The 15,058-nt window shown below is 58.3% G+C and carries 12 protein-coding genes and 1 tRNA gene; 8 read left to right on the forward strand and 5 right to left on the reverse strand.

Going from position 1 to position 15,058, the window contains the following annotated elements:
• The first annotated feature begins 58 nt into the window (after nt 1–58).
• Nucleotides 59–790: a VIT1/CCC1 transporter family protein gene (locus tag HCG46_RS19405; protein WP_168687116.1), complete on the forward strand. Its 732-nt coding sequence runs from the start codon at nt 59–61 to the stop codon at nt 788–790.
• 14 nt (nt 791–804) lie between these two features.
• On the opposite strand, the gene HCG46_RS19410 is transcribed toward HCG46_RS19405, so the two are convergent.
• Nucleotides 805–1,401 carry a hypothetical protein gene (locus HCG46_RS19410; protein WP_023003901.1) on the reverse strand — a complete coding sequence of 199 codons (597 nt, stop codon included), beginning with the start codon at nt 1,399–1,401 and terminating at the stop codon, nt 805–807.
• 53 nt (nt 1,402–1,454) lie between these two features.
• On the opposite strand from HCG46_RS19410, the gene HCG46_RS19415 reads away from it, so the two are divergent.
• The 3 genes from HCG46_RS19415 (at nt 1,455) to HCG46_RS19425 (ending at nt 6,026) form a co-directional block, all read left to right on the forward strand.
• On the forward strand, nt 1,455–2,648 hold the full coding sequence (locus HCG46_RS19415; protein WP_168687117.1) for an aminotransferase class V-fold PLP-dependent enzyme: 1,194 nt from the start codon (nt 1,455–1,457) through the stop codon (nt 2,646–2,648).
• A gap of 92 nt (nt 2,649–2,740) precedes the next feature.
• Nucleotides 2,741–4,282 carry a diguanylate cyclase gene (locus tag HCG46_RS19420; protein ID WP_168687118.1) on the forward strand — a complete coding sequence of 514 codons (1,542 nt, stop codon included), beginning with the start codon at nt 2,741–2,743 and terminating at the stop codon, nt 4,280–4,282.
• A 196-nt stretch (nt 4,283–4,478) separates the two neighbouring features.
• On the forward strand, nt 4,479–6,026 hold the full coding sequence (locus HCG46_RS19425; protein ID WP_209009531.1) for a diguanylate cyclase: 1,548 nt from the start codon (nt 4,479–4,481) through the stop codon (nt 6,024–6,026).
• Between the two features lie 58 nt (nt 6,027–6,084).
• On the opposite strand, the gene gor is transcribed toward HCG46_RS19425, so the two are convergent.
• The 3 genes from gor to rpiA all read right to left on the reverse strand — a co-directional run bounded on the left by gor (nt 6,085) and on the right by rpiA (nt 8,982).
• Nucleotides 6,085–7,461, reverse strand: coding sequence for a glutathione-disulfide reductase (gene gor / locus HCG46_RS19430; protein ID WP_168687119.1), 1,377 nt, complete (start codon nt 7,459–7,461; stop codon nt 6,085–6,087).
• Nucleotides 7,462–7,718: 257 nt separating this feature from the next.
• Nucleotides 7,719–8,234, reverse strand: a complete 516-nt coding sequence (locus HCG46_RS19435; RefSeq protein ID WP_031270696.1) for a DUF2059 domain-containing protein — start codon at nt 8,232–8,234, stop codon at nt 7,719–7,721.
• Between the two features lie 55 nt (nt 8,235–8,289).
• Nucleotides 8,290–8,982 (reverse strand): ribose-5-phosphate isomerase RpiA, encoded by a 693-nt coding sequence (gene rpiA, locus HCG46_RS19440; protein WP_023003895.1) that lies wholly within the window; start codon nt 8,980–8,982, stop codon nt 8,290–8,292.
• A gap of 353 nt (nt 8,983–9,335) precedes the next feature.
• Here rpiA and HCG46_RS19445 point away from each other — a divergent pair, with 353 nt between their 5' ends.
• Together HCG46_RS19445 and HCG46_RS19450 are read left to right on the forward strand one after the other, a co-directional pair.
• On the forward strand, nt 9,336–10,979 hold the full coding sequence (locus tag HCG46_RS19445; RefSeq protein WP_209009532.1) for a methyl-accepting chemotaxis protein: 1,644 nt from the start codon (nt 9,336–9,338) through the stop codon (nt 10,977–10,979).
• A 184-nt stretch (nt 10,980–11,163) separates the two neighbouring features.
• Entirely contained in the window at nt 11,164–11,826 is a 663-nt protein-coding gene (locus HCG46_RS19450; RefSeq protein WP_055656436.1) for an HAD hydrolase-like protein, read from the forward strand.
• A gap of 18 nt (nt 11,827–11,844) precedes the next feature.
• Here HCG46_RS19450 and HCG46_RS19455 read toward each other — a convergent pair whose 3' ends face one another.
• Nucleotides 11,845–13,800 (reverse strand): DUF4139 domain-containing protein, encoded by a 1,956-nt coding sequence (locus tag HCG46_RS19455; RefSeq protein WP_168687121.1) that lies wholly within the window; start codon nt 13,798–13,800, stop codon nt 11,845–11,847.
• Nucleotides 13,801–14,187: 387 nt separating this feature from the next.
• On the opposite strand from HCG46_RS19455, the gene HCG46_RS19460 reads away from it, so the two are divergent.
• Together HCG46_RS19460 and HCG46_RS19465 are read left to right on the forward strand one after the other, a co-directional pair.
• Nucleotides 14,188–14,262, forward strand: a tRNA-Val gene (locus HCG46_RS19460).
• 204 nt (nt 14,263–14,466) lie between these two features.
• Entirely contained in the window at nt 14,467–14,940 is a 474-nt protein-coding gene (locus HCG46_RS19465; RefSeq protein WP_168687122.1) for a hypothetical protein, read from the forward strand.
• The last annotated feature ends 118 nt before the right edge of the window (nt 14,941–15,058 follow it).

The following is a 15,058-nucleotide window of genomic DNA, read 5'->3' on the forward strand; positions in this document are numbered from 1 at the left end:
ATCATTGCGGGTGGTGATCCATGGGGGCATCGTGTGTGAAATCATACAGGATGACCTCATGCCAACACCTCGTCTGGAGCATAGCCACAGGCCCGATGACATCGCGAACCGGCTCGCTTCGGGACCGGATGCAAGCTACCTGAGAGACTGGGTCTATGGCGGCATAGACGGCGCCGTCACCACCTTTGCCATTGTTGCAGGGTCTGTCGGCGCGGACCTCTCTCCGACGATTATCCTCATCCTGGGAGCTGCCAACCTGTTTGCCGACGGGTTTTCCATGGCGGCAGCCAACTACACCGGTTCCAAATCCGAAATCGAGGATTATGCGCGCCTCAAGGCGGTCGAGGAAAAGCACATCGCCGTGGCGCCAGATGGCGAACGGGAGGAAATCCGGCAGATTTTCCGCGCCAAGGGCTATGACGGACCAGACCTGGAAACCCTGGTCGAGTTGGTTTCCTCCAACAAATCCATCTGGATCGAAACCATGATGCAGGCCGAATACGGTCTGTCGAACACGGCGCGATCGCCAATGAAGGCAGCGCTTTACACCTTCGCCGCCTTCGTTCTGTTCGGCTCGATCCCACTGCTGCCGTTCGTCATTCCGGTGCCAGCCAGTGCAGAAACCGCGACAATCCTCACGATACTCGCCTTTTTTACCATCGGCTCCCTGAGGGCGCGCTGGTCGCAGCGGCATTGGTTTTCCTGCGGGCTGGAAACAAGCGCAATCGGCACCCTGGCCGCGGGCATCGCCTTTGCGGTCGGATACGGCCTGCAAACGCTGCTCGGCTGACGGTACGATAATGCCTAAGTGGCCGGGGAAAGAAAGTTGATCCCGAGGTCTTTCAACTTGCTGTCGATCAGCTTCGCCACTTCCGGATCGAGCACAATCTTGCGCGGATAGAGAGGATTTGCACGGTCCGGCAGTACTGGCACATGCCAGCCTTCAGTCGTTTCCAGAAAATGATCGATCCCTGCTTCGCCCCAGAAACGGTAGAACCCGGCGAGAACGCAATCCAGGTAACTTTGCAGGATCGGATGTTTGTCCGTGCCCCAGCGACAATGTTCGGGCGCAGCCCTGAATAGAAACAGTTCGTCAGGCCCCGGCCGCATGGACGCGTCGCAACGAAATGCGCCGCCGACAGCTTCGACCTTCAGGTATCGTTTCTCGCGCAGTTCCAGCTCGGCAAGGCGGGTCTTGGGTTCACGCGCCATCACCCCCATGATGCGTGATCCTTCCTTTTCCCGTACAGTCAGGGCGCAGCGCCCCTGGCCGTCCGGGCTCTCGCCGCACACTTTCCATTCCCGCACCCAACCGTGAAGGGTTCCGGGCGTCACTTCAACGCCGGCGGGAATAGTGTCAATATTGACTAGGGAACCATAACCAAAATATGTGATCGTCATCTGGTGCTTGTCTAGTGCTTGTATGTTTTTCTTAGATTGTTTCCGAGGGTGTCATGATCGTTCCGTCTCTTACCCAGCAGGATATCGACCTCATGAGGGACGATACTCCGGGTGTACGTCAGCTCATTCACTTTAACAATGCGGGAACGGGGCTGGCCCCAACTCCTGTTCTTGAAGCAATTAAGCAGCATCTCGATCTTGAAGCGACCCTCGGCGGATATGAAGCCGCAGCGGCCGCCAAGACCGCAATGGACACCTTTTATACGTCTCTGGCAGCTTTGATCGGCAGCAAACCGCAGGAAATAGCCTATATCGAAAATGCCACCCGGGCCTGGGACATGGCTTTTTACGGCATCGACTTCCGCGAAGGAGACCGGGTTGTCACCGGCCGTGCCGAATACGTCTCCAACTACGTTGCCCTGCTGCAGATGAAACGCCGCAAGGGGATCGAGATCGATATTGTCGAGGACGATGAATTCGGGCAAATCGACCTGAAGGCCCTGAAAGCCGCTATTGGTCCGAAAACGCGGCTCATCGCCCTTACGCATGTTCCGACCTTTTCCGGACTGATCAATCCTGCCGAAGAGGTTGGAGAGATCGCGCAGCAAACGGGTGTCCTTTATCTTCTCGACGCGTGTCAGTCCGCAGGGCAGATCCCGCTGAATGTCGACGAAATCGGTTGCCATATCCTGTCCGGCACCGGGCGCAAATATCTGCGCGGTCCGCGCGGCACCGGATTTCTCTACGTCAGCGACGCCGTGCTTGACCAGGTAGAACCGCCGTTTGTCGATCTTCAGGCAACGGAGTGGATCGACGAGGATCGTTATGAACTTGTTCCCCACGCACGCCGTTTCGAAACCTGGGAACGCTATGTCGCGGGGCAGATCGGCCTGGGTGTTGCCGTCAGCTATGCCATCGGCTTCGGCATGGAGCGGATCGGCAACAGGATCTGCGGGCTTGGCGCTCAGCTCCGGTCTGAGCTATCTGCACTTCCCGAGGTAACCCTTCACGACAAGGGCCAGCGCAAGGGCGGCATCGTCACCTTCTCGCTGGCCGGTGAAAGCCCGGCACAGACCAAGCTACGGCTCGGGCAAGCCGGTATCAACGTTTCGGTCAGCCAGGCCAGCTCAGCCCGGATCGACTTGCCGCTCCGGGGTCTTGATGCCGTGGTGCGGGCGTCGGTTCATGCGTTCAATTGCGAAGAGGAAATTGAACGCTTTGTTAAGTGTCTCGGTAGTTTTCGCTAGGTGAGCACCCTAGAAAAGCGCCTCCCCCACCCGGTGTTAAAGTTCTTCGGCTAAACAGCTGTCGCATCCGGGTAAGAGGGGATGGCGGTTTCTTGTTCCGTTTGAAGAAAAAGACATCTGAAGCAACACATCCAGGGCTGGAGGCTCCCGAAGCCGGCCAGCGGATCACGGTGTGGATCTACAGCCTTGCAGCGCTCGTGATTTTCCTGTCGACCGCTTCCCTCACCTTCATTGCCCACATGGCCTGGGGCGAAGCCGACAGGCGCGCTCTTGAAGCCGAGCAGATGCGCCTGACCAACACCTTGAAGGACATCCACCGCCAGGTCGCGCGAGACCAGGTGACGATGGCTCAGTGGGACGATACGTTCAACGCCCTTCAGGCCCCCTTGGACCGCGAGTTCATCGAAGACGAACTGATCGGCGACCTTTGGGAAGATTTCAACCTCGACCGGACTTTCGTCGTGATGCCGGACGGGACCTTGATCGCGCAGGCAATCAGGGACGATGTCCTGATTGAAAATCGGCAATTGCCGGCCGAAAATCTTGTTCGGAAGCTTGCCGAACAAACGGCTGCGGCTTTCCGGAAGCGGCAGGACGGTTCCAACTCCGTTTTTGCCGAATGGTACATGCCTCAGTCCGCCTTGCTGGAAACGTCTCAATCCGCCTTTGCCCAGATCGACGGATCCCGAGCATTCCTCAGCGCCATCCCGGTTCTACCCGATGAAGGTCATGTCCGGCTGGTGGGCGACTATCCGGCAATCCTGGTCAATGCCGTCTACATAGATCAGGACTGGCTGACCGGACTGAACGAACAACTCGGCTACAGGGATTTCCGGTTTTTCCCCGGTGAACCTGAACGCAAACACCCAACGAATTACCTTGTACAGGCGGCAGACGGGTCCACGTTCGGCTATTTCAAATGGGACCATTCCAAACCGGGTCGCGAAATCTGGATCATGGCCCTGCCGCTGATCATCCTGTTGGCGTCCATCATCGCAATCGTCGCCTTCGCGCTTGCAACTAAGATCAGCCGTCTGTCGGCATCGCTTGAAGAAAGCGAACGGAAGAACCGCCACTTTGCGCGACACGACGCTCTGACAGGGCTGCCGAACCGGCATCATTTTTCCGACTGCCTCACTTTCTCGCTGGATGGCCTGCCGGATCGTGGATTTGCGATATTTGCCTGTGATCTCGACCGCTTCAAACCGGTGAACGACACATATGGGCATGAAGCCGGTGACCGGGTCATCTGTACTGTCGCCGACAGAATGCGGCTTCTGGTCGGCAAGGATGGTGTCGTCAGCCGGATTGGAGGAGACGAATTCATTGTCCTCTTCACCAAGCATACAGACAGGGACAGGCTTGCAGCACTGGCCGACGAAATCCGCCGGTCGATTGCCGAGCCGATAGACATTGGTGGAGGTCAACAGGTCGACATCGGTGTCAGCATCGGCATTGCCAGCGCGCCAGAGTCCGGCACGAGCGAGAAAGATCTGATCCGCATGGCCGACATGGCGCTTTACCGGGCGAAGGATAAGGGCCGCAATGCTTATGAATTTGCGGGCCCGCACAGTCTCGAGGCTGCCAAGGCCCGCAAGCAGATGGATCTGCAAGCAATTCCGGCGTCACGCTAGCGGGCACTGCCGAAAGCGGCAAATTACATTGTCATTAATACTATAAAAGGCAGAGTCCTTCGAGGATGCACCTCACGAAAACTCCTGAGTTTTTTAATACTCCCACATCCTGTTAAGGTATTCGTTGATACAATCACTTTACTCTTTAGTGGCAAGAATTCAGAATAACAAACAAAGACCCAATCGGGATCTCAATTTGACCGAGTTTAGGCGTAGATATAGCGACCAGGCCGCGAAAATTCCCCGGCAGCATATTTCCCGGCTGGCGTTTCTGCTTGCCGGATTGCTGATTGCTGTTACGTCCGTTTCGTTGCTGTTCGTCGGTTTCGTTGCCTCTCAAGCTTCCCGGCAGCAGGCCATCGCCAACGAGGAACGTCTGTTCCAGAGCACGCTGGCAGATCACCTTCGCACCATCGTTCGCGAGCAGATCGGCATCGCGTCGTCGGACCAGTCGGTGCGCAAGCTGGTGCGCAATTTCGATCCCGACTACGTTCGAAGCAGCTTCGACACCCTGTGGTCAACCTATCGCCACAGCAAGGTAATGCTGATCTCCGGAAACGGGGACGTTCTGGCTGAATCCTTCGCAGACTATACTCACATCATCCGGCGTCCCGTCTCCGAAACGCCGGAGCTTGAAATTGTTCATGAAAAACTGAAGGCGCTGTACCTGCAAAACCGCGTGCGGGTGCCTGGCGGTTTCGGTCACAAGTCCCTGCAAGGAGCAGATCCCGGGGAATATGCCGTCATGGGTTTTGTCCATATCGACGGCAAACCGGCCATATTCGGCGCGATGCCGATCATTCCGGACGACTATGAAGAGACTTTGCCCGACGGGCCTCCCACCGTGCTGCTGTCAGCCCATTACGTTGACGCCTATCTGCTCGGCCAGCTCAACGCGCAGCTGAATTTCGCCAATTTCGGCTTTGAGGAAGATGCAGGCGTGCCCGGCAAAGGGCCGCGCCATCTTGTCAAGGATCAGAATGACGACCCGCTCGGAACCTTTCGCTGGGACAGCCAGACCGTCGGCGAATCCATCTGGCCAACCATCGTCCCTGTCATCGTGGTTCTGAGTGTTGCCCTTGGCGCCCTCGCCTTCGGCATTGCCTGGCGGATCGGCCAGCTGACCACATCCCTTCAGGCGAGCGAACACCAGAACAGGTACCTGGCTCTGCACGATACGTTAACGGGGCTCGCTAACCGCCTGCAGTTCAACCGTGTCCTGGAATCCTCGGTCAAAACCCTGCCGGACAAGCCCTTTGCCGTCATTCACTGCGATCTGGACAAGTTCAAGGCGGTGAACGACACCTTCGGACATGCCGCGGGCGATATCGTCATCAAGACCATGGCGGAGCGCCTGAGCAAAGCCGTCGGCAAACCCGGTCTGGTTTGCCGTATCGGCGGCGACGAATTCATGGTGATCTATCGTGGCACTGTTGTGCGGGAAACCTTGAACACACTTTGCCGGGCCCTTGTTGCTGCCGGCGAATTGCCCGTACCGATCTCAAGTGGCGATATTGCGCAGATCGGTCTTAGTGTCGGCATTGCGATCGCCCCGGAGGACGGAACGACTTCCGAACAACTCGTCACCCGTTCGGACGCCGCGCTATACCAGTCGAAGAAACTCGGCCGGGGCCGGTATTCCTTCTATTCCGATTCACTCGATCTGGAAGTCGGACCAGACGGCGTGTTGACTGACCCTGAAGACGAGCCGCTGCGGCGGGCAGCGTCAGGGCCTGCAGAATGAAACCGCTGCGGGACAAGTTACCCCGCAGAGGCTCCTGACTTTCTGAATTGCCGCCGAACTACCCGCGCAGACACTCGGTCGGTTCACGCATCGTGACGAGTTCTTCAGCAGCGGTCGGATGAACGGCGATCGTCCTGTCGAAGTCGGCCTTGGTCGCGCCCATCTGCAAGGTGATGCCGAGGATCTGAGCCAGTTCGCCGGCGTCCGGTCCCATGATGTGGACACCGAGTACTTTCTGCGTGTCTGCATCGACGATCATTTTCATGAGCATCTTTTCATCGCGGCCCGACAAGGTGTGCTTCATCGGACGGAAGCTGGACTTGTAGATATCCAGATTGGGCGTACGCTGCAGTGCTTCTTCCTGTGTAAGACCGACTGTACCCATTTCCGGCTGCGAGAACACGGCAGTGGCAATCAGGCTGTGGTCGACCGTCCAGGGCTTGTTGCCGAAGACCGTGTCTGCAAAGGCATGGCCTTCCCGGATTGCAACCGGCGTCAGGTTGGCCCGGTTGGTGACGTCGCCAACGGCATAGATGGATGCCACATTGGTGCGGGAGTCCGCACCTACCTTGATCGCACCCGCCGCATCCATCTCGACACCGGCCTTCTCAAGACCGAGGTCACGGGTATGCGGGTTGCGGCCGATGGCGAACATGATCTGACCTGCTTCCAACGCAAGCCCACCCTTGGTGTGGCCTGTCAGAGTGCCGTCTGCCGCCTTCTCGATCCTGGAGAACGTGTCGTTGAGCACCACCTTGATGCCCTTCTTCTCCATTTCCTGGCGAACCGCGGTCCGAAGCTCACCGTCGAAGCCGCGCAGAATTTCCTCTCCGCGATAGATCAGCGTCGTATCGACCCCCAGCCCGTTGAAGATACCGGCAAACTCGACCGCGATGTAACCACCACCGGCAACCACGATCTTGCTCGGCAGTTCGGCAAGGTGAAAGGCTTCGTTCGAGGTGATCACATGCTCGCCGCCCGGCAGACCTTCGTCCACGTTCGGAGACGCGCCGACGGCCACGAGAATATATTTCGCGCTCAAGGTCTGACCGGTGGACAGCAGGCGGACGGTGTGGGCATCTTCAATCACCGCGCGGCTGTCGTGGACTTCCACGTCGGTCCGCTCGAGATTGCGCCGGTAGATCCCTTCGAGGCGGGTGATCTCCTGATCCTTTGCCGCAACAAGCTTGTCCCACGAGAAGGCGCGTTCGCCGACCGTCCAGCCAAAGCCTTCCGCATCTTCGAATTCTTCGGAAAACTTCGAGGCGTAGACAAACAGCTTCTTGGGCACACAGCCGCGAATGACGCAGGTACCGCCGTAACGGTACTCCTCGGCGATACCGACCCGGGCGCCGTGTGTCGCGGCAATTCTGGCAGCGCGTACGCCGCCGGAGCCGCCGCCAATAACAAAGAGATCGTAATCGTAGTCGGTCATCAGTGCCTCATCGTGATCAAAAGTCCGCCGGCTGCCGTCCGGCAGAGCCTTGCCAGCCCCGCAGATAGGCAACCGAAGCTGCGGTACAAGTCCGGATGCCCGGTCGGGCCAGGCCATCAGGGACAGCCAAAACGGGCCATTTCCAAAAGAATTGGGCCGCTTGCGCGGCCCGAAAGCCGGACATGACCCCGGCCTCACTTATTCGTGTGAAAGGCGTGTTCCCTGCCATCGGCATGGCCGACGCGGGAGCCCTGCCCTTACTGAGCTGCGTTCAGCTTGGCCAGTTCTTCCTGAACCATGGTCACCATTTCGGTGGAAACCTTGTCCTGCCATTCACGGGCAGCACCAACGGAATACTGCGTGATGGTCGGGATCTTTTCGGTCAGCTTCTGGCCGAGTTCGGTGCTGTAGAATTCAGCAAGCTGGTTCAGCTCTTCTTCGGTGAAGGCGTCTGCCCAGGCCTTGTAAACCAGATTGTTGAGCTCGGTCCGCTTCGGCGCCAGCGTCAGCGCGACATTCTGAACGACTTCGGCGATTTCTTCCGCACGGGTCGGGTCGGACTGAATGAAAGCCGTCCGGGTCTGTTCAGCAAGGATCGGAAGAATATCGTCAAACGGTTCCAGAACCTTGGTCACAACGGCAACCTGCTTGGCTGCGGCAAGGTGGCTTTCAGAAACGGCATCCTGTGCGGCTGCGCCCGAGGCGACAAAACCAGCGGCCATCATGGCTGCGCCCAATACAGCTGCCCGCGGGAAAGATTTGATAAGCTTCATTTTTCTACTCCTAGGCGGCTTTCATCTTTAGTCTGGAAAGCCAAATCCACACCACTTAGATGGGCAAGACGGTCTTTACCCCATCTGTGCCGGCCACGTAAGCTTTTGTTGCAAGTTCAATGAAGAGGCCGTGTTCGACAACCCCCGGGATGGCAACCAGCCGGTCGCCCAGGGTCTGGACCTCGGGTATGCTTTCAAGCTGCGCATCCAGGATGAAGTGCCCTCCATCCGTGACGAAAGGCTGAGCCGATCCGCCGCGCAAAGCCATGTTCAACGGCAGTCCAAGATCCCCAAACACTTTCAGGATCGCGCGCCGCGTTGCTTCCAGACCGAAGGGAACGACTTCGATCGGCAGGGGAAAGCGGCCAAGCGTCGCAACTTCCTTGCTGCCGTCTGCAATGACGATCATGTTGGCCGACGCTGATGCCACGATCTTCTCGCGCAGCAAGGCTCCTCCACCACCCTTGATGAGCGACAGGTGCGGGTCCAGTTCATCGGCTCCGTCGACGGTCAGGTCAAGTTCCGGCAATTCATCAAGCGTGGTCAGGCGAATGCCGAGGCTCGACGCAAGTTCCCGCGTGCGCTCCGAAGTTGGCACACCGATAACGTCCAGGCCATCCTGTACCCGACGGGCAAGTGCATGGACGAAGAATTCCGCGGTCGAACCGGTCCCAATTCCAAGACGCATTCCGGATGTGACATCGTCGGCAGCGCGCTCCGCCGCCAGTTTCTTGTACTGGTCGCTCATTTACCGTTCCTAGGGCCAACCTGTCGGCGGAGAAGACCAAGCAATCATCTCCATCCGGCCGCCGGGTGCTTAACATGGCCGGCGTCCGCCGGTCCAGTGACATTCCCCCTCTTCAACGGGGAAACACCGCCATAGCGCCCATATCCGCGGTTTATTAACCATCATTTCAGACCAACAATAGATAATGCTTTCAATTGTCTAGGGTTTGGAAAGCACAGAATCAAATGAACATTCTTCGACTTAGACCAAGGCAGAAAGACGAATACAATAATTTAAACAACAAGATACCTGCCCCTGAGGAAACTGACAATACTTCCGGAAACCAGCCGGAAGCGCAGCTGGCAGCCAGCCAGATGAGCTTCGTACTGGACAGCCTGGAAGACGATCTGCAAGTCGCGGCCAAGACCATCAACGCCGCGGCGGAGAAGGTGCAGGACCGGCTCGTCAGTCAGATGGACAAGCTGGAGACCATCCGCAGCGACAGTCAGTCGCTTGCGGACCAATCGGCCGTTGCCAATGAGAACGCTTCGGGACTGGCCACGTCCATTCAGGATCTCACCACCTCCAGCAGCGAAATCGGACAGCAGGTCGGTGTGTCCAACCAGTTGGCACAAGAGGCGCGCGACGTCGCGGCCCAGGTCAACCAGGGTGTTCTGGAGCTCAAGAACGCGATCGATGACATTGCCAATGTCGTCAGCCTGATTTCGGACATTGCCAAGCAAACCAACCTGCTGGCCCTGAACGCCACTATCGAGGCCGCCCGTGCAGGCGAAGCCGGTCGTGGCTTTTCCGTTGTCGCGAGCGAGGTGAAGGCGTTGTCGGTGGAAACCCAGTCGGCAACAGAACAGATCGTCGCCAACATCGACCGCCTCAACCAGTCAGCGGAACTCAGCCTTGGCTCGGTCAACCAGATCATCGATGTTATCGGCAGGATACGGCCCAGCTTTGCCGCGGTCGAAGATGCGGTTCAGACCCAGGTAGAGACCACGAACCGGATCGGTGACCAGGCACAGCAGACGGCGGACTTCGTTCAGGAAGTGCTGCGCACCGCGCAGACGATCACGGAGTCTGCTGCGGCAGCAGAAGAAGGTGGCATGCTGGCGCGCGAAACCGGTGCGGAAATGAGCACGGCTTCCAAAGCGCTGCAGTCCCGCTTCACCATGATGATCCGGCAGACCGAAATCGGCGATCGTCGTCAGCACGACCGATTGCCGATCAAGATTTCCGGATCGGTGACAGCAGGGGGAACATCCGCACAGATCGAGACCCACGATATTTCGGAAGGCGGCACGCTGTTCCGGCCCGAAGGTGGCTCCAACCTGAAACAGGGCATGAATGCCCGTCTTGATCTCACCGGGATCGGCCAGGTGGAAGTCCGCATCGTCGCCGTCTCCGAACATGGTTGCCACGGTTGCTTCGTCAACAAGGATGCCGGGTTTCAGGCGGCCCTGGAGCGCAAGATCGCATCCATTCATGAAAGCCACGCTGCCGAAGTGGAACGCGTCCAGACTGGGGCTTCACGCATTTCCAACGCGATGGAACATCTTATCGCGCAGCACCAGCTGACCATGGACGACCTGTTCGATACCAATTACCAGCACATAGCCGGCACCAACCCGCCGCAAGTGTCGACGCGCGCGTTGGCTCATCTGGAAAAGATCCTGCCAACGATCCAGGAAGAAATCCTCGGCAAATGCAAGGGTATGGCCTTTTGTGCCTCGGTCGATCGCAACGGCTATCTGCCGGTACACAATCTGATCTACTCGAAGCCGCAAAAACCGGATGATGTTGCCTGGAACACGGCCAACTGCCGCAACAAGCGCATCTTCGATGACCGGGCCGGCCTCAGCGCGGCGCGCAACACGCGCCCCTTCCTGATCCAGTCCTATGCCCGGGACATGGGCGGCGGCAATATCGTCTGGATGAAGGAGATCGACGCGCCGATCATCGTTCAGGGCCGTCACTGGGGTGGCTTCCGGACCGCGTACAAACTCTAGAACCAACCGGCGGAGCCGATCCCCCCTTGCGGCGGAGCGGCTATGCAGCTAGGCATTGAAGGCGGCCTGCGTTCGGGTGAATGCAGGCCTTTCCCACATTCCGGGGCCGGTTTACCTGCCCGCAATCATGCCTTACAGCATGAATGCGTTCTTGCCGTCCCGCTCCTGCATTTCAGAGGGTCTCATGTCCGTTCTGGTTTTCGATCTGGATGGCACGCTGGTGTCGTCCATGGAAGATCTCGTCGCCACCTTGAACGTCGTCATGACCTCCGCAGGACATTCGGCCATTCCCCAGGACAACGTCGCCAACATGGTCGGCCTCGGTGCAAAGGTGCTGATCCAGCGCGGCCTGGAATTCAACGGCATTTCCTGGACCGATGAAACCGTGGCGCCGCTCTATGTACATTTTCTGGAGCATTATGCCGCCAATATCGCGGTTCACACCAAACCGTTCGACGGCGTTGTCGCGGCGCTGGAAAACTTCCGAAAAGACGGATGGAAACTGGCGGTCTGCACCAACAAGGCCGAGCGGCTGACGCATCCGCTGTTGGCTACACTCGATCTCGCCAGGCATTTCGACGCCGTCGTCGGCGGCGATACGTTTTCCGTGGCCAAGCCGCATGCCGAACCCGTGCATGGTGCCATCCACCGGGCGGGTGGAGAAATCGGCGGCTCCATCATGATCGGTGACAGCGGCACCGACATCGATGCCGCCCGTAACGCCGGCATTCCGGTCATCGCGGTCGATTTCGGCTATACGGTCGTGCCGGTCCGGGATCTTTCCCCGGACCGGGTCATTTCGCATTTCGACGAGCTGGCTGGTGCAATCGCTTCGCTCAAGTCCTGAGGCTGGTTCTGTCAGACATCAGAACGTCCTGATGGCATCGCCCAGGGTTTCACGGATTTCTTCCCGGCGCACGGATAGTGCCGCGATTTCCGTATCGACATCCTCGATCCGGGTTTCGCTTTCCTCCAGCTTGCGGGCGGCACGCTTGTAGAGATCGGCACCCGGCTCAAGAGCCGCCAGGTTGGCCCGGTGGCGTTCCTGGTCCCGGCTCTCCTCATCCTTTTCCAGCCGCAAGCGCTGGATCTGGCGCTCGATCTGCGCGATCTCGTTCTGCAGCTCCGACAGTTCCTTCAGCTTTGCAGCGGTTTCCTTGTCCGGCGAGCGCCTGGAGAGATAAAGCAGCTGGTTCGCATCGGTGGAGATCAGTGAATAGGTCTCCGACAAGGTCCGCTCCTGCAGGGCGGAAACCGTTTCCGTTGTTCCCGCAGGCACTTCCACCTTCAAACGGTGGTGCGTTGCGGTGCTGTCCAATTCCTGTTCGGAGGAAAACTGCCACCCGGGACGTTTGGCATGCTCGATGACGATCGTGCGGTCGCCGTCCGGGGCTCCCTTGATCGCGTATTGCGTCGAGGATCGCTCGCGCACCATCGCGTTCAGAACCCCGTCATTGACCTTGATCGAGACGATCTGGCTGTCGGCAGATGTTGACTGTGCAATCCTGACCTTCTTGTCGGTCGCAAAGCTTGCCATGCGGCTTTCGCCCGAGGGCATGCCGCTGATCTGCGCGTCGCCGACATATCCTTCCTTTTCGTCATAAACCGTCAGGATGCCCTGCGGCAGGCTGGTTTCGGTCTCGTTCTTGATCAGGATTGCAGCAATGGGATGCTGCAGGCCGCTTTCCGGCTGGAATACGGAAACCGTTTCGGCGGATACGACCTTGTCGATGATCGGTGCCGACAGGGTTTCCCCGCTTTCAAGGTCGACAGGCCATGGAATTGTGAAGGACGCGGTGACCGCGCCTTCGCTCACCTCGCCGACATTGGCAGCGGCCATGTTGAGAACCATTTCCGGCGCAACCGCCGAGCCAATGAAGCTGGAACGCGCCGCGCCCGGCATGCGGGCCTCGCTCTCGGCAACATCAAACTGCGGTTCCGCCCCCATGTCGACAGGAGGCACATAGCCGCTGGACACATCCACCGGCACTTCCTGCCGTTGCTTCCAGTAAAGATCGTGGAGCCGCTGTTTCAGCGTTACCGGTGCGCCGGAGGACAGGGTTATCCTGACATCGTCCCAGTCTTCGCCGCTGGCGTTTTCAAGTACGGCCCAGGCCTGCAGCCGGGCCTTGTCATCGGCCATCGTCACCACGCGGTAAGCCGTCTTCCAGATGGGAGCCGGCACGACGTAGGAAACCGCGACCTCACGTTCGCCCTCGCCTGCCACTTTCAAGGCAACGGTTCGCGCGCCGTCCGACTTGCCGTTGCCAACGGCCGACAAGGCCTTGGCAACCTTCTGCTGAATGTCTTCATCGAGAAACGTGACTTCGGTATCTGCGGACAGGCCGACTCCGGTGATGCGACCATCACTGAGAACCGAAATGACAAAGGACTGCCCCCTGTCGCCGTCATCCTGCACCGACACGCCGAGAACGAGACCCTCGACCGTGGACCCGGCCTTTTCCAGACGCACGCGGGTTCCCTGCAGTTTTGCCAGAAGGCGTGCGGGCGACTGCAGGTCCTCAACGGTGAACGGCAGGTTCTTGAAGGTTTCCGCCAGCGGGTTCGGGCCGGGAAGAGTAATGCCCTCGACAACGCCTGCCTCGTCAAACACGACAATGCTCTTCAGCACATCGTTCACCTGTTCGAGTGGGACCGTCATGTTGATCAGCCCGCTGCTGTCAATATCCGCCTTGCGCACCACTTCGGCGAGACCACCCGAAGACAGCGTGATGCTGGTAATGGGCCCATTGTCGGCGCCAAACGCCCCGGCAGGCAGGAAAAGCCCCACGAGCGCGAGAGAAGAAACGCGTGCAATCATTTAAAAACACTCCAAAAAACAGTCAGTAGAAACGATCGTCCGCTTTAAATACGGCCTTTTCGCGAAGACTGATAACGGCTCCTGACATAATCTGTCACGCGATACGACAGCCTTCAGGATCCGCCCGCTCGGTCAAAACCTCACCGCACTGAAGACCACGCCGACTGGCAGCCGTTCCACATTACGGCACCCCGATATTCCAGACATTACCGGTCAGACGACAAACATCTTCGCCCGGGAGAGCGGGTCACCTCTTTGCGTGGCATCAACACAAAAAGGCAATTAGCTAGAACCGATGAGTCCCAGCAACAGACGTCGGCTCCAGAAAAAGGGTGTTGCACAAGCAGTTGATTTGCCCTAGATACGCGCCACCAGCCGCCAAGGCATGGGCGATTAGCTCAGCGGGAGAGCACTCCCTTCACACGGGAGGGGTCACTGGTTCAATCCCAGTATCGCCCACCATTTTCCTTTGTTTACATCCAGATCCGGTTGCCGCAATTTTCACTACTTTGCCGTGATGCGATTCACCACAATTGCAACTCTTGCCAGAAATCTGGGCAAATTGCCCTGAAAACCAGCCCTGCAAAAGGTGAGCGTGTATATTGGTCAGATCCGTTCCGTTGAGCGGATCCTGATGATCGGGCGAACCGGAAGTGATCCGGTTTCGTGCTGCCCGCCAGCAAAGCCCTGGCTCCGGCACTGGGCATGGATGACATGTTTCGCTCTGCGACCAACAAAGCTGCGGCAATTCTCCTGTTATTTGCGGTCCTTGCGCCCGCAACGGTCGCTCGCGCGCAGTCCTCGCAGAACATCCAACTGCCATCTGCCCCCCTGCTCACCGACGAGCAACAGCGGCTCAATCAATCGCTTCTGCAGCAGCAGATGCTGATTCTGGAGCTCGAGCGACAACGACTGGCACAGGAAAGGCGTGAACTGGAAGAAGCGCAGCGCGTTCAGCAATTGCGCGAAGAAAGAGTTCGCCTTTTACAACTTGAAAGACAACGCCGACTGGGCCTGCCGCAAAACAGATCCTACTATCAGCGCCAGCAATACCAGCGCGAAGACTACCGGCCGCAGCGGGGCCAGCAACAACAATACCAACGCCAGCAATTTCAATCACAGCAGTTCCGCCGGCAATAAGCTCTATCGAGCAAGAAATTCAGCTTCAATCCCCAAGGTAATCCGGACAGTTTGGCTTGTCGGCCTGCCTTTGAGACCCCTTCCTGCTATTGTTCTTCAAGTGATTCCCGAAGAGCAG

This window comes from Labrenzia sp. PO1 (assembly GCF_012273635.1).
GTDB lineage: Bacteria > Pseudomonadota > Alphaproteobacteria > Rhizobiales > Stappiaceae > Roseibium > Roseibium algicola.

Bases quoted from the DNA above. Each gene is read 5' to 3' on its own strand.
- HCG46_RS19405 (WP_168687116.1), top strand. From the start codon at position 59: ATGCCAACACCTCGTCTGGAGCATAGCCACAGGCCCGATGACATCGCG.
- HCG46_RS19410 (WP_023003901.1), bottom strand. From the start codon at position 1,401: ATGACGATCACATATTTTGGTTATGGTTCCCTAGTCAATATTGACACT.
- HCG46_RS19415 (WP_168687117.1), top strand. From the start codon at position 1,455: ATGATCGTTCCGTCTCTTACCCAGCAGGATATCGACCTCATGAGGGAC.
- gor (WP_168687119.1), bottom strand. From the start codon at position 7,461: ATGACCGACTACGATTACGATCTCTTTGTTATTGGCGGCGGCTCCGGC.
- HCG46_RS19435 (WP_031270696.1), bottom strand. From the start codon at position 8,234: ATGAAGCTTATCAAATCTTTCCCGCGGGCAGCTGTATTGGGCGCAGCC.
- rpiA (WP_023003895.1), bottom strand. From the start codon at position 8,982: ATGAGCGACCAGTACAAGAAACTGGCGGCGGAGCGCGCTGCCGACGAT.
- HCG46_RS19445 (WP_209009532.1), top strand. From the start codon at position 9,336: ATGAGCTTCGTACTGGACAGCCTGGAAGACGATCTGCAAGTCGCGGCC.
- HCG46_RS19450 (WP_055656436.1), top strand. From the start codon at position 11,164: ATGTCCGTTCTGGTTTTCGATCTGGATGGCACGCTGGTGTCGTCCATG.
- HCG46_RS19455 (WP_168687121.1), bottom strand. From the start codon at position 13,800: ATGATTGCACGCGTTTCTTCTCTCGCGCTCGTGGGGCTTTTCCTGCCT.